The organism is Enterobacter sp. WI-ESBL-E8, from assembly GCF_053364895.1.
The window spans coordinates 2667417-2682169 of sequence record NZ_JBRWXJ010000001.1; the positions used below are offsets into that span (position 1 = coordinate 2667417).

11 protein-coding genes are annotated in these 14753 nt (G+C 58.4%); 6 read left to right on the forward strand and 5 right to left on the reverse strand.

The genetic code is table 11. The annotated features are described in order from the left end of the window. The first annotated feature begins 57 nt into the window (after window positions 1–57). Complete coding sequence (gene pqqU / locus ACWHWP_RS12745) at window positions 58–2172, forward strand: TonB-dependent receptor PqqU (RefSeq protein ID WP_447855750.1); 2115 nt, start codon at window positions 58–60, stop codon at window positions 2170–2172. 119 nt (window positions 2173–2291) lie between these two features. On the opposite strand, the gene ACWHWP_RS12750 is transcribed toward pqqU, so the two are convergent. The 3 genes from ACWHWP_RS12750 to ACWHWP_RS12760 form a co-directional block, all read right to left on the reverse strand. Then, complete coding sequence (locus tag ACWHWP_RS12750) at window positions 2292–2960, reverse strand: GntR family transcriptional regulator (protein WP_063428328.1); 669 nt, start codon at window positions 2958–2960, stop codon at window positions 2292–2294. A 255-nt stretch (window positions 2961–3215) separates the two neighbouring features. Beyond that, a complete protein-coding gene (locus tag ACWHWP_RS12755) occupies window positions 3216–4256 on the reverse strand; it encodes an NADP-dependent oxidoreductase (protein WP_447855751.1) in 1041 nt (346 codons plus the stop codon). A 65-nt stretch (window positions 4257–4321) separates the two neighbouring features. Further along, window positions 4322–4897, reverse strand: a complete 576-nt coding sequence (locus ACWHWP_RS12760; RefSeq protein ID WP_008501301.1) for a helix-turn-helix domain-containing protein — start codon at window positions 4895–4897, stop codon at window positions 4322–4324. Between the two features lie 148 nt (window positions 4898–5045). On the opposite strand from ACWHWP_RS12760, the gene ACWHWP_RS12765 reads away from it, so the two are divergent. Both ACWHWP_RS12765 and ACWHWP_RS12770 read left to right on the forward strand, forming a co-directional pair. Continuing rightward, a complete protein-coding gene (locus ACWHWP_RS12765) occupies window positions 5046–5564 on the forward strand; it encodes an N-acetyltransferase family protein (RefSeq protein WP_447855752.1) in 519 nt (172 codons plus the stop codon). After that, window positions 5561–6010, forward strand: coding sequence for a DMT family transporter (locus ACWHWP_RS12770; protein ID WP_032656841.1), 450 nt, complete (start codon window positions 5561–5563; stop codon window positions 6008–6010). Before ACWHWP_RS12765 ends, ACWHWP_RS12770 begins: the two co-directional genes overlap by 4 nt. 3 nt (window positions 6011–6013) lie before the next feature. Here the strand turns inward: ACWHWP_RS12770 and ACWHWP_RS12775 are convergent, their stop codons facing one another. Both ACWHWP_RS12775 and ACWHWP_RS12780 read right to left on the reverse strand, forming a co-directional pair. After that, window positions 6014–6247 carry a YdcY family protein gene (locus ACWHWP_RS12775; protein ID WP_063956540.1) on the reverse strand — a complete coding sequence of 78 codons (234 nt, stop codon included), beginning with the start codon at window positions 6245–6247 and terminating at the stop codon, window positions 6014–6016. A 96-nt stretch (window positions 6248–6343) separates the two neighbouring features. Beyond that, window positions 6344–7942 (reverse strand): ABC transporter substrate-binding protein, encoded by a 1599-nt coding sequence (locus tag ACWHWP_RS12780; protein ID WP_447855753.1) that lies wholly within the window; start codon window positions 7940–7942, stop codon window positions 6344–6346. A gap of 283 nt (window positions 7943–8225) precedes the next feature. On the opposite strand from ACWHWP_RS12780, the gene ACWHWP_RS12785 reads away from it, so the two are divergent. The 3 genes from ACWHWP_RS12785 to ACWHWP_RS12795 are packed head-to-tail and all read left to right on the forward strand — an operon-like array spanning window position 8226 to window position 14738. Beyond that, a complete protein-coding gene (locus ACWHWP_RS12785; protein ID WP_447855754.1) occupies window positions 8226–9578 on the forward strand; it encodes an SrfA family protein in 1353 nt (450 codons plus the stop codon). Between the two features lie 4 nt (window positions 9579–9582). Then, complete coding sequence (locus ACWHWP_RS12790; RefSeq protein ID WP_447855755.1) at window positions 9583–12564, forward strand: virulence factor SrfB; 2982 nt, start codon at window positions 9583–9585, stop codon at window positions 12562–12564. Further along, window positions 12561–14738, forward strand: coding sequence for a virulence factor SrfC family protein (locus tag ACWHWP_RS12795; protein WP_447855756.1), 2178 nt, complete (start codon window positions 12561–12563; stop codon window positions 14736–14738). The genes ACWHWP_RS12790 and ACWHWP_RS12795 overlap by 4 nt, the downstream gene beginning before the upstream one ends. The last annotated feature ends 15 nt before the right edge of the window (window positions 14739–14753 follow it).

A 14753-nucleotide genomic window follows, 5' to 3' on the forward strand; every position in this document is an offset into this window, starting at 1 on the left:
TAACATGTATGGACATGTTCCATTTGGTTCGTTTATACACCACAACCGGTTTTATTCATGAAAATCATTTCTGCCCGTAAGGCTTCTCTCCCGCTGCTGCTGGTTCCCGTTATTTTGGCGCCGCTTAGCGCAATGAGCGCGGATGAACAAACCATGATCGTCAGCGCCACGCCGCAAACCGTATCGGAACTCGATACCCCGGCGGCGGTCAGCGTCGTTAATGGCGACGATATGCGCCAGGCCGCGCCTCGTATAAACCTGTCTGAGTCCCTCGGCAGCGTCCCGGGGCTGCAAATTCAGAACCGTCAGAACTATGCCCAGGATCTCCAGCTTTCGATGCGCGGGTTCGGCGCCCGCTCAACCTTCGGCGTGCGCGGTATCCGTATGTACGTCGACGGTATTCCTGCCACCATGCCGGACGGACAGGGCCAGACCTCCAACATCGATCTCTCCAGCGTGGAGAGCGTTGAAGTGCTGCGCGGCCCCTTCTCTGCCCTGTACGGCAACGCCTCCGGCGGCGTGATTAACATCAATACCCAGACCGGGCAGCAGCCGCCGACCATTGAAGCCAGCAGCTATTACGGCAGCTACGGGACCTGGCGCTACGGCATGAAAGCCACCGGCGCGATGGGTGATGGCACCCACGCGGGCGATGTGGATTACACCGTTTCCACCACCCGCTTCACCACCAAAGGGTTTCGCGACCACAGCGGCGCGCGGAAGAACCTCGCCAACGCTAAGCTGGGCGTGCGGATTGATGACGTCAGCAAGCTGACGCTTATCTTCAACAGCGTGGACATGAAGGCCAACGATCCGGGCGGCCTGAACTATCAGGAGTGGCGGGACAACCCGCGACAGTCTCCGCGCGGCGATCAGTACAACACGCGTAAGACTATTAAGCAGACCCAGGCCGGCCTGCGCTACGACCGCCAGCTCAGCACGCAGGACGACCTCAGCGTGATGATGTACGCCGGCGAGCGTGAAATGACGCAGTACCAGTCGATTCCCTATCAGCCGCAGCTCAAACCTTCCCACTCCGGCGGGGTGATTGATATGCAGCGCCACTATCAGGGCATTGATACCCGCTGGACGCACCGTGGCGAGCTGCTGGTGCCGGTCACCTTTACCACCGGTCTGAACTACGAAAACCTGAGCGAAGATCGTCGCGGATACGAAAACTTCGTGATGAACAACGGCGTGCCGGATTACGGCGTGAAGGGTGACAAACGTCGTAACGAACGTAACCTGATGTGGAACGTCGATCCGTATCTGCAAACGAGCTGGCAGCTGACGCAGAAGCTGTCAGTGGATGCGGGGGTGCGCTACAGCTCGGTCTGGTTCGATTCCAACGACCATTACGTTACGCCGGGCAATGGCGATGACAGCGGCGACGCAAGCTATCACAAATGGCTCCCGGCCGGATCCGTGAAATATGCCGTGACGGACGCGTGGAATCTGTACGCCGCTGCAGGGCGTGGCTTTGAAACGCCAACCATCAACGAGCTCTCCTACCGCGCCGATAATCAGGGCGGTCTGAACATTGGCCTGAAGCCATCCACCAACAACACCTATGAAGTGGGCAGCAAAACCCGCATCGGCAATGGCCTGCTGACCGCTGCCCTGTTCCGCACCGATACGGATGATGAGATTGTGGTGGACGCCAGCTCTGGCGGACGTACCAGCTATAAAAATGCCGGTAAAACCCGTCGTCAGGGTGTGGAGGTTTCCCTCGATCAGCAGTTTGCTGAGAACTGGAAGCTGAAGCTGGCGTGGACGTATCTGGACGCCACCTACCGCACCAACGTATGCGGCGACGCAGACTGCAACGGTAACCGCATGCCGGGCATCGCCCGCAACATGGGTTACGCCTCGTTTGGCTGGCAGCCTGAAGAGGGCTGGTACGCGGGTTCTGACGTGCGCTACATGAGCGATATCATGGCCGATGATGAGAACACGGCGAAAGCCCCGTCGTATACCGTGGTCGGGCTAAATACCGGGTATAAATTCAACTACGGCAACTGGGGCATGGACGTCTTTGGTCGCGTCGATAATCTGTTCGATAAAGAGTACGTCGGCTCAGTTATTGTCAACGAATCCAACGGGCGTTATTACGAGCCTGCACCAGGCCGTAACTACGGCGTCGGCCTGTCGGTCTCTTATCGCTTCGAGTAAGCAAAAAGAAAAGTTTATTTTATAAATAAAATAACGCTCCTGATGGCAATAAGCCATCAGGAGTTATTCACCAGATAAATAATTAGACGCGGTATATAGTCGCTCTGTTAAATAATCGCTTAGTTAAAATATTGTCGCTGTAAAAGAGAATTCGCCTCATCAATCACCTTAACGATCGCCTTCTGGCTGGCGACAACATCTCTTCGCTCAAGGGCGGAAAGGAGTTCATCATAGTGATAGGTCGACGCTTTAATGTCGTTAAGCTCCTGGTGAAGATAGTTCATACAGGGCCCGATGCGCACCCAGAGCTGTTCAATTAACGCGTTAAGCGTGGGCATTTCCGCATACTGATACAGCGTAAACCGGAAGACGCGGTTCGCATGCAATGCCTGCTGAACGTTTCCGTTGCGCATGGCCTCATGGAATACCTCTGACATTTTGCGCAACGTCTCCAGCTTGCCGTCTGACATATTCTGGCATGCGGCAGCAACCGCCATTGGCTCAAGCTGTTTTCTGATGGCGTTAATCTCGTTGTACCGCTCCAGCGACACCTCCGGAACCAGAAATGCCTGCGCCGGCGTGGCGTGTAACGCCCCTGATGACACCAGGCGCAAAAGCGCCTCGCGAACCGGTGTAATACTGGTACCTAATTTATCGGCGATCTCTTTCGTAATCAGTCGTGCCCCAGGTTTGAGTGAGCCCGTAATTAACGCGCCTTTCAAACTGAGTTCAACTTGCATGGTAAGACTGATCCTTTGGGCTTTTTCTAAGTGATCCAAATCAAGCATGTTCAATTCCTGTAGCTAAAACTTAATGCTATTTTTAAACGCCAGTTTTAATAAAACGACGCTGGTCCGATATATCCTGTATCGTCATGCCTGGTGGTGGGAAGTACGTAAAAACAGCAAAAAAAGCAAACGTCATTTTTTTATCGGTTTCGGGCTCATCCGGGATGAAGGCGCGAAATGCCATGTCCATTAATTAAAGACAATATATCGTATCTTCACAAATAAATATGGCGGGAAACCCCGCCATAAAGCTGTTTATTTATTGTCACCCGCGACGCGAATCACGACTTTGCCGAAGTTGCGCCCTTCAAGAAGGCCAATCAGCGTTTCGGGGGCGTTCTCCAGCCCATCCGTGACCTGTTCACGATAGTGAATTTTACCCTCCTGCACCCAGCGCCCCATCTCTTCCTGGAACTCCTTAATGCGGTGCCCGTAGTCCTGGCCGATGATAAAGCCCTGCATACGAATGCGTTTCTTCAGAATAGTCGCCATCAGGAGCGGCAGGCGATCCGGCCCGTCAGGCAGGCCCGTCGCATTGTAGCCGCTCACCAGGCCACAAACCGGCACGCGGGCGGAGGTATTCAGCAACGGCAGAACGGCATCAAATACCTTTCCGCCAACGTTTTCATAATAAACGTCAATTCCTTTCGGGCAGGCGTGCTTCAGCTGTTCGGCAAAATCCGCGGCGTGGTGGTCCAGGCACAGGTCAAACCCGAGGACCTCAACGGCATGGCGGCATTTTTCAGCACCACCGGCAACGCCGACCACCCGGCAACCTTTGATTTTGCCGATCTGCCCAACGGTCGCGCCCACCGGGCCCGTCGCCGCGGCGACCACCAGCGTTTCGCCCGCTTTGGGCTGCCCGATATCCAGTAACCCCATATAGGCGGTAAAGCCCGGCATGCCCAGAATACCCAGCGCCCAGGAAGGATGAGTCGGACTTTCGCCGAGCTTCACCAGGCCGCTGCCGTCTGAAAGTTCATACGCCTGCCAGCCGCTGTAGCCCAGCACCCACTCACCGGGTTTGAAATCCGGGTGACGGGATTGCTCAACGCGGCTGACCGTGCCCCCCACCATCACCGCACCCAGCTCTACCGGAGGCGAATAGGATGGCGCATCGCTCATGCGGCCGCGCATGTATGGGTCCAGCGACAGCCAGACGGTACGGAGCAAAAGCTGCCCCTCAGCAGGCGCTGGAACAGGCTGCGTTTCCAGACGAAAATTTTCCGCGACCGGCGCGCCCTGTGGACGAGAGGCCAGTACCCAGCGGCGGTTTTGCGAAACAGGTTGATTCATCGGGATCTCCTTCTGGTACAAATGTCATTACAGCCTGGCTCACGATCGGCGTTACCGCATTAGCATTACGAGCCAGACTGGTTAAGCCGTACAACCAGATAGATACAGGTTTCATTCGTTTCGTTGATGAATCGGCAGTCATTTGGCGGCCCCAGCTCCAGACAGTCTCCAGCGTGCATCTCGTGGCGCGTATCGCCCTCCTGAAACACCAGCTCGCCGGACTGCAGCCAGATAAGCTGACGCGCCAGCGCGTATGAAGATGCAGGCATCGGAACATCGCTGCCCGCAGGCAGCTCAACCTGAACAAGGTCGATGGGCAGATCGGTGCGGGGAGAAACGTGGCGGCGGAGATAGTGCGTCTGCGGGTCGCGCCAGACGGGCTGGTTTGCCAGGCGGAGCAGCTTGCCCTCCTGCATCTCGGCCCGGGCAATCAGCGTGGACATGCTGATGCCAAACGCCCCTGACAGGCGGGCAAGCAAGGTGGCCGTCGGGCTACTGTCCCCGCGCTCTATCTTATGGATCATGGCGCGGGAGACGCCTGCCCGGTCGGCAAGCTCGCTCAGGGACCATCCGCGAGACTCGCGCTCCAGGCGAATTCTTGCGCTAATCCGTTGATTCATCGTGTCTGTTATGGTGTTCATGACGTCATACTATAGTGTATGAACGGCATTTCAATGGGCTTTTGATAACAAAAAAATATGGCTTATGCCGTAGCGTTCAGGCTATACGGTTGTGTAATATCGTAGCAACAACGTAATACTATAGTGAACAACACACAGAGGTTTAATCATGATCGTTCGTCACGCCTGCAAAGAAGACTGCGCTGCGATAGGAGAGATCTACAACCACGCGGTGCTGCATACTGCCGCGATCTGGAACGATAAAACCGTCGATACCGACAACCGAATCGCCTGGTTTGAGGCACGCACGCTCGCGGGTTACCCGGTTCTGGTAAGCGAAGAAGACGGCGTTATCACCGGCTACGCCTCTTTTGGCGACTGGCGCGCGTTTGAGGGTTTTCGCCATACGGTTGAGCACTCGGTCTATGTCCATCCGGGGCATCAGGGCAAAGGCATTGGCCGCACGCTGATGAAGGCGTTGATAATTGAGGCTCGTCAGATCGGCAAACACGTCATGGTGGCGGGAATTGAAGCGCAGAACCACGCCTCGATTCATCTGCACGAAACGCTGGGTTTTGTGACCACGGGACAGATGCCGCAGGTGGGCACCAAGTTTGGCCGCTGGCTGGACTTAACCTTTATGCAGCTGCAGCTGGACGAGCGCAGCGATCCGGACGCCATCCCATGAATCAGTCACTGACGCTGGCGTTTCTGGTGGCGGCGGGCATTGGTCTGGTGGTGCAAAACACCTTAATGGTGCGAATCACCCAGTCCTCTTCCACCATACTTATCGCGATGCTGCTGAATTCCCTGGTGGGCATTGTGCTGTTTGTCAGCATTCTGCTGCTGAAACAGGGCGTCGCCGGGTTTAGCGAGCTGGCCGCAACGGTACGCTGGTGGACACTCATTCCGGGGCTGCTGGGGTCGTTCTTCGTGTTTGCCAGCATCAGCGGGTATCAGAACGTTGGCGCGGCGACGACTATCGCCGTGCTGGTAGCAAGCCAGCTCATCGGCGGGCTGGTGATGGACGTGCTGAGAAGCAACGGCATTCCGCTGCGCGCCCTGATAGGCCCGGTGTGCGGCGCGGTGATGCTGGTCGTCGGTGCCTGGCTGGTGGCGCGACGCCAGTTTTGAACGTTACAGAATGACGCCGCCTTTGGTGAGCTGTTCCTGGCGCGCCTCCATCTCTTCCTTATGCTGCTTCCCGTGGTGCGAAATCGCGGTACGCAGGCGCTGCTGCTGGACGTAGCGTTCATCGCGGCCCAGCTCAGCGTCATCGCTCAGTTCAATCAGCAGTTCATTCATGTGGGTGATGACGCTCTCTTCAATCGCGGCATCGACGCGGGCGATAACTTCGCTTAAATGTGACATTGTCACTCCTTGAGAATTGCCGGGTGGCGGCTACGCCTTACCCGGCCTACAGAGGGAACCGTAGGCCCGGTAAGCGCAGCGCCACCGGGCACAAGATCAGTTCAGCTTCGCTTTCGAGAAATCGCTGCCCATCAGGCTCACGCTGTATCCCGTCACGTTGCTGCGGGTCGCATAGAACGTTTTGCCGTTTGCCAGCGCAATCCACGGCGCCTGCTGGTAGAAAATCTCCTGCGCCTGGCCGTAGAGTTTCGCACGCTCGGCCGGGTTGCTGGTCAGCTTCGCTTTTTGCACCAGACCATCATACCCCTTATCGCACCAGCGCGCGGCGTTTGAACCGGTTTTGATGCTGTTGCAGCCCAGCAGAACGTCGGCAAAGTTGTCCGGATCGCCGTTATCGGACATCCAGCCAAACAGCGCGGAGTCATGTTCGCCTTTGCGCATTCCGGAGAGGTATTCGCCCCACTCGTAGGAGACGATTTTGGCCTTCACGCCAACTTTAGCCCAGTCGCTCTGGATCATCTCCGCGATACGGCGTGAGTTAGGATTGTACGGACGTTGAACCGGCATTGACCACAGCGTGACTTCCGCGCCCTTCTCCAGCCCGGCCTGCTTCAGCAGCGCTTTCGCTTTTTCAGGATCGTAGCTGTAGTCCTTCAGGTCTTTATTAAAGCCCAGCATGTTTGGCGGGATCGGCGATTTTGCCACCGTGCCCGATCCCATAAAGACCGCGTTAACGATAGCTTTCTTGTCGGTCGCGTAGTTCAGCGCCTGACGCACCAGCACGTTATCAAACGGTTTTTTCTCGGTGTTAAACGCCAGGTAGCCGACGTTCAGCGCATCGACGGCGTGCAGCGTCAGGTCCTTGTTGTTCCTGATAACGTCGAACTGCACCGGGGACGGCGCAGGAACGATCTGGCACTCGTTGGTCTGCAGCTTCGCCAGACGCGTTTCCACATTTGGCGTGATGGAGAAGATGAGATGCTTCGTTGGAACCTCGCCGTCCCAGTAGTTCGGGTTAGCAACATAGCGGATCAGCGAATCCACCTTGTATTGCTGGAGGACATAAGGCCCGGTCCCAATCGGCCAGGTATCAACGTTCTCAGGCGTGCCTTTTTTCAGCATCGCATCGGCGTATTCAGCGGAAAGAATAGAGGCGAAATCCATCCCCCAGTCGGCCAGGAACGCGGCGTTGGGCTCGCTGAGGGTGAACTGAACGTGGTAATCGTCGACCTTTTTAACGTCCTGGATCAGCTTATCCAGACCCACATCGTTGAAGTATTCGTAGTTGCCCTGCGACACGTTATGGTACGGGTGCTTAGGGTCTTTCTGACGCATGACCGAGAAAATAACGTCATCGGCGTTAAAGTCGCGCGTTGGTTTGAAGTATTTATTGCTGTTGAACTTCACCCCTTTGCGCAGGGTAAAGGTGTAGGTCTTGCCGTCCGGTGAAATCGTCCAGGACTCCGCCAGCGACGGAACCGGGGTGTTTTTCACCGGGTCGAAATTGATCAGGCGGTTATACAGCACCTGAGAGCTGGCCACAAAAGACGGACCAGAGCTGGCAATTTGCGGGTTGAACGACTCGGGGGACGCTTCAGAACAGTAAATAAGGGTGTCGTTGTTTGCCGCCCACGCGGCACCGGCTGGTAAAAAAGCGCTCAGCGCAAGGGCGAGCAGTGTTTTCCCTGTAGACATGGTTATAACCCTGACAGTTTTATTATATAGGACAGTAATAACAGCACAGGCGTTATGACCTGGCAAATAACGAAACACTATCAGGTTATTCTAAAGCCGCGTTTTTCGCTGGTTTTACAGCCAGCGCCCAAAAAAATGATTTGCCTTAAGTGCCATTATTCGTCAAGCACAACCGTCACTTTCTATGCCGCAAGAAATCGGCCCTTTTGGCGTCTCTTCCTCCGTTTGTTTGCTTCGTCGTTTCGTTAAAGTAACGGTGTGAAGAAGTATATGGGATCAAATCGTGGCAAAAACTCTTTTACGCAGCGGTAACCTGGATGATTTTCAGGCCGTTGGCGGCGGCGGACAAGCCGTTTTTGAATCAGCGTTACAAATCCGGGAAGCGCTCCGGTTGCGCAAACAACAGGCCATCGTCGACTGTCTGGCTATTCCTCAGGTCAACGACAGTGGCGATCGCGTGGACTGGTACTCCCCTGTCGAAGGGAGCGTGACCAGCTGGAAAGCGGCCGATGAAGATGACCGCTACCGCGCCCTGCGTTATCTGGAAAACACGCTTGCCAGCGTCGAGTCGTTAAGCAAGAAATGCCTCCAGTCGCCCAAAACCGCGCAGCAGCTTTTTGGCTCTCTGCTGTCGAAGGCATTCCAGTTCCCGGGGGAAAACTTCCTGTTCCTGGTGGACGGAAAGCCGGTCATCAGCTTCTGGGGCTTTGTAAACCTGAACGAAAATGCGCGCGACGATGTCCTCGACTGCCTGCGTGAATCGCTGATCCCTGAGCCTGCCCCCGTTGTCATTGAAGATCCTGAACCCGAGCCAGAACCCGAACCGGTGATGACCTTTGAGCACGCTGACGAACCGCTGATCGCCCCTTCCACGGTGGTGCGCATTACGCCAGAGGAGCTGTATGAACCCGAGCCAGCTCCGGCTGTTGCGCAACCCGTTCAGGAACCGGCCCCGGTAATTGTCGCGAAAAAGCGCCGTCTCCCCCTGTGGACGCTGCCAGTTGCCGCCGTGATTGTTGCCGCCATCGCCGCGCCGCTGCTGTGGCCAAAACAGGCGCCTTCCGCGGAACCCGCGCCGGCGCCCGCCCCTCAGCCCGTGGAGATTGCGCCAAACCCGATCAAAGCGGTTGAGCCGCTGGCCATGAACTTACCGCTGCATCAGGCTGAAGTTGTGGCGAGCAAAGAAAAAGAACCAGCTCCGGCACCAGCTCCTGCGCCACAGCCCGCTCCGGTAGTGATTGTCGCCATCCCGAAAGATGCCATGGTGATGGAAGCGAACCAGGTGAAAGCGGGATCCACGCGTTTCCTGAACGGAACCTGGCGCGCCATCCTCGATGTGAAAGATCCGGTGACCGGCAAACCGCCGTCGCTGCGCTATCAGATCCAGAACAATAAAGGCTTCGCCCGCGTTGTCCACGGCGACAACGTTGTCTGCCGCGCGGAAGTGTTCTCCGGGCTGCACAGCAACGGCGAGCTGATGATTAAGAGTCGCGGTCATGCCCGCTGCACCGACGGTTCCCGCTACCCGATGCCGGAGGTTGCCTGTAAAGCCGGCGCCAGCGATATCGCAGAATGTCGCGCCCGTTATGACGCAAATACCGTCGTCCCTCTGACGTTCAAGAAAGCAGGTGCCTGATCCTATGCTGGTAAATCTTTGCGAATATAAACAAAGCGTCACGCTTATCGCTAACAGCGGCGTGCAGTTCCTTGATTTCGGCCTGACGCCGCAGGACACCGCCAGCCACGGGCGCTTCGTACGTAAAACCGCGAACGGCCCGCTTTTGCGACTCGATTTCGACCTGGTCAACGGGCGCTACACCCTGCCGGGAACGAACGGCGGGCAGCCTGAAGTGGTCAAACCGGAAACCACTATCCCGCTGCATCAGTCGCTGGCGGTGCTCGATGGCGTCTGGCTTCCGGTTCCGTTCCTGCGCTTCAACCCGCCGCGGACCTTTGTTGAAGGGCCGGATAACTGGGCCCGCGTCCAGGTGCGCAAGCTGGATACCCCCGACACGGCTGGCAATACGCACCGCGTGACCCTCGCGCTTGACAGCCAGATTGCCGAACATGCCACGTCCGCTCTGTCCCCGGTCGAAAACGATATTCTGAACGGCACCCGCTTCGCGCTGGCCTGGCGAGACAATGAGGTTGAAAGCTTCCTCGACCAGACCTGGATTGATGGCTGGCTGCGCGAGGCCTTTACCCAGTACGCCGACGGCGTTGAGAACCGCTCGGAACGCGATCTCCAGCAGGCGATGCGCGGTTTTGAGTATCAGGCCCACTGGCTCAACGTGCTGACCATGCTCGGCGAGCAGCTCACCGTGCCGGAAGTGAAATTTGTTACCCATACGCTCAGCACGCCTGCCATTCCGGTCGACCTGATCCTCGACGTGGGCAATACCCACACCTGCGGCGTCATTATCGAAGACCACGGCGATGCGAACGATGGGCTGCGCCAGACCGCCGAGCTGCAGGTGCGCTCGTTAAGCGAGCCGCAGTTCCTGAACGAGCCACTGTTCACCAGCCGCCTCGAGTTTTCCGAAGCGCGTTTTGGCAAGCAGCACTTCTCGGTTGAAAGCGGTCGCGAAGATGCCTTTGTCTGGCCGTCGATTGTCCGCGTCGGCGATGAAGCCCGCAAGCTGGCGATGCAGCGTCTGGGCACCGAAGGCAACAGCGGCATCTCCAGCCCGCGTCGCTACCTGTGGGATGAAACGCCGGTGGTGCAGGACTGGCGCTTTAGCCAGATGAACAGCAAAACCCAGCGTGAGCCGCTTGCCACCGCGTTTCCGCTGATGAACCTGATGAACGATGACGGAGAGCCGCTCTTCACGCTGCCGCAGGACGAGCGGCTGCCGGTCTTCTCGCCGCAGTACAGCCGCAGCACGCTGATGACGCACATGCTGTGCGAGCTGCTGGCTCAGGCTCTGGGGCAGATCAACAGCGTCGCCACGCGCCTGCGTCTGGGCTTCCCGGCGTCTCCACGCCAGCTGCGCACCCTGATCCTGACGCTGCCCTCCGCCATGCCCAAGCAGGAGCGCGAGATTTTCCGTCGCCGCATGTTCGAAGCCATCGCTATCGTCTGGAAAGCGATGGGCTGGCACCCGCAGGATGAGGATTTTGTCACCCGCAAACAGCAGGATAAGAGCGTGGTGCCGGTGCCTGAAATTCAGATGGAGTGGGATGAAGCCAGCTGCGGTCAGCTGGTCTGGCTGTATAACGAAGCAATCTCTCGTTTTGGCGGCCAGACGGAAGCCTTCTTCGCCTCCCTCGCCCGCCCGGACCGCGAGCCTGAGCCGGGTAGCCAGCCGGGTCGCGCATTGCGCGTTGCCTCCATCGACATCGGCGGCGGCACAACGGATATGGCGATCACCCACTATCAGCTGGATGACGGCTCCGGCAATAACGTCAAAATTACCCCGAAGCTGCTGTTCCGCGAAGGCTTTAAGGTGGCGGGCGACGACACGCTTCTCGACGTGATCCAACGCTACGTGCTGCCCGCCCTGCAAACGCAGCTGCAGAAATCCGGTATTGCGGACGCCTCGCTGCTGATGGCTTCACTGTTCGGCGACTCCGGGCGCATTGATACCCAGGCCGTACTCCGCCAGCAAACGGCACTTCAGCTCTTTATGCCGATTGGCCATGCCATTCTTGCCGCATGGGAGTCGAGCGACGTTGACGATCCGCTGGCCGGTCTGCATGCCACCTTTGGCGATCTCCTGGCGCAGAAACCGACCCGCAACGTGATGAATTACCTGCAGCAGGCGATCGATCACGCCCTGCCTGCGGGTTCAGACGCTTTTGACCTCTTCGCCGTGCCGCTGCACGTCAATTTCCGCGAAATGCAGGATGCGATGCTGGCCGGGCAGTTTACGCTGGCCTCTCCGCTCCACGCGGTGTGTGAGGCAATTTCGCATTACAGCTGCGATATTCTGCTGATCACCGGTCGCCCTGGCTGCCTGCCCGGCGTTCAGGCGCTCATTCGCCATCTGCAGCCGGTGCCGGTCAACCGCATCGTCTGGCTGGATAAATACCAGGTGCACGAGTGGTATCCGTTCAGCCAGCAGGGGCGCATTGGCAACCCGAAATCGACGGCCGCCGTGGGGGCCATGCTCTGCAGCCTGGCGCTCGACCTGCGCCTGCCGCGCTTCAACTTTAAAGCCGCGGACATTGGCGCGTATTCAACCGTGCGCTATCTGGGCGTGCTGGATAACACCGTCAACACCCTGCGCGAGGAAAACGTCTGGTATCAGGATATCGATCTCGATAAGCCGGGCGCGAAGCTCGACGCGCGTCTGCACTTCCCGCTGCGCGGTAACGTCACCCTCGGCTTCCGCCAGCTGGCGAACGCGCGCTGGCCCGCCACACCGCTCTACACGCTCAGCATTAACTCGGCTGAACTGGCGAAAGCGATTGCCGGCGACGGCGTGCTGAACGTGCGCCTCAAGCTCTGCGGCGGCAGCAAGCAGGAGGGGCCGGAGGCCTTCGAGCTGAGCGATGCCTGGCTGCAGGACGGCACGCCGGTGGCACCTGACGCATTAACCTTCAAACTGAATACTCTGGCCGATCGCCGACACAGCGGCAGCCACTACTGGATCGACAGCGGGAGCGTATACCTGAAATGACAGCGACGACGACCACCACTCAGCCCTTAATCGGGTGGATTAATGAGACGCGGCTGAACGCCCCTGTGCTGGATAACGATGCCGACGCCCTGCTTGCCCGCATCAACGCGGCGCAGGCGCGGGAGCAGGCCATTGAACGCGCCATGACCCGCCAGAGCAGCATCGGGCTTTACGGCCATTCGCAGAGCGCGAAAGCGCACCTGCTGTTGTCTCTGTGCGGCAGCGGCAATGGACGCCTGAACGTGACGCCGGGCCAGCGCACCTTTGACTATTTTTCGCATATCAATCCGGGTCATGCCCTGACCAATATGGCCGTCCGCTTCACCCGGGAAACACCGGAGGTATCCGATGAGGCGTTCCCGCTGCGCCTGAGTCTGGTCACCGAGGCCGAGCTGGTGCAGCTGTTTATTGCCCGCACGACGCTGCATCCGCAGATGCGCGCGGTGGATAAGGCGGTCATTGAGACGCGTCTGGAAAAATGGCGCGGCCTGCGCCAGCCGCAGGGCGTACCCGGCATCACGGCTCAGGAAGTGGGCGCGATTGCCCGCTTCTGGCAGAGCACGGTGCCCGCCGCCAAACAGCAAATTGACGATGCCCTGTGGCATGCGTTTGCCCAGCTGGTTCCTTCGCTCGATCTCAGTACCCGGGCCAGCGTCTGGTCGCTGCTGTGGGGCGAGCAGCAGGAGCTGACCCAGCAGTGGTTAAACCTGGCCCACGTGCTGCATCAGACCAGCCACACGAGCGAGCTTGCCGCCCCGCTCAGCCTGCTGGTGGACAGCTTTGGTCTGCCGGGTGAAGGGTTCCTGACGCACGACGGCACGCCGGCCCTTCAGGATGCGCAGGAGACGCTGCTTCATCCGCTGAATAACGGTGAGATGCTCAACGCCATCAGCGTTCCAGTCGATGTGCTTGCCTTCCTGACCCGCGAGCTGGTGCTGCCGGTTGAGAACGGCGCACTGGATAACGTCGATATCGTTGATATCCCGGTTTTCGAAGATAACCGTGCCGACCCGCTGCGCCAGGCAAAATCCCAGTGGCTGCTCGAGCACTACCGTCAACAGCTGCAGCCGGATGTGCTGGTCATTTGCAATGCGACGGCGCACCACGAACAGACGGCCAAAAAAGCAAAAGTGTTGATGAACTGGGTAAAAGAGACGCAGCCCGCTGAAGACTCTGCCCTGCCGGGCCTGGTATGGGCCATTACCCCGCACGACGCTCGCTTTACCACCCGGCAGAATCTTGATGAAGCCGTACAGCATCTGCTCGGGAAACCGGGCTTACGCTGGGGCACGCTGCAGGCGCTGGACAGCCACAGCATGCAGCGCGTCATCGAGTGGCTGTCTCAGGCCACGCTGCCCGCGCAGCGACAAAAGCGTCTCAGCACGCTGAAAAACGCGCTGCGCCAGGAGCTCTCGTCGCTGATGCAAAGCTACCTGACTCCGCTGGTTGAAGAGCCCGGTACCCGACGCGCTCAGGCAGAAAACATGGTGCGCACGCTGCAAAGCAGCGCCGCCCGCCACGGCGAGCTGCTTGATGGCCTGCTGCCGCCGCTAAAAGCCTTTGAAACGCTGCTGGCCGTTCAGCAGCCGCGCGAGGAGCAGGTTAACGGGCTGTTTACGGATAGCATTGACCTGTTTGCCGATAGCGCCCAGGAAAGCGCCGGACTGCTCCAGACAAAAGACAAAGCGCGCCTGGCGCACAGGGTGTGGATTAATCATCTGCGTCAGTGGAGCCGCAATGAGGCCACGGCCGCCCGTCTTGGGCTGGAACCCGCGGTGTTACAGCAAATCGCGGATGTTCTGGTTATCACCAGCTACCGGCTGGATCTGCCTCAGCAGCTTCAGCGTATTGTCGAAGCGGATAAAAGCAGCGCTGCGCAGCTGCATGCCGTAATGGGTAACTTCATTGGCTGGCTGGGTTACGACCAGACGCCCACGGCGACGCGTCCGGCAAGCCGCATCCGCAAGGGACAGCCAATCTTCATTACGCCAGTGGTCAGCAGCGCCGAGCCCCGCCTGACGCGCCTGGGGGAACAGCCCGTGCATGCGGCCACCGCGTACGTTTACGACTGGCTGGTTGCGCTCTACAACCGCGCGATAGAGAACATTGATTACCAGCACCCGCATGATGTCCAGCCTGGCGCGCGTCAGGCGCTGCACGCGTTATTGCGCTGATTAGCAATGTAGACG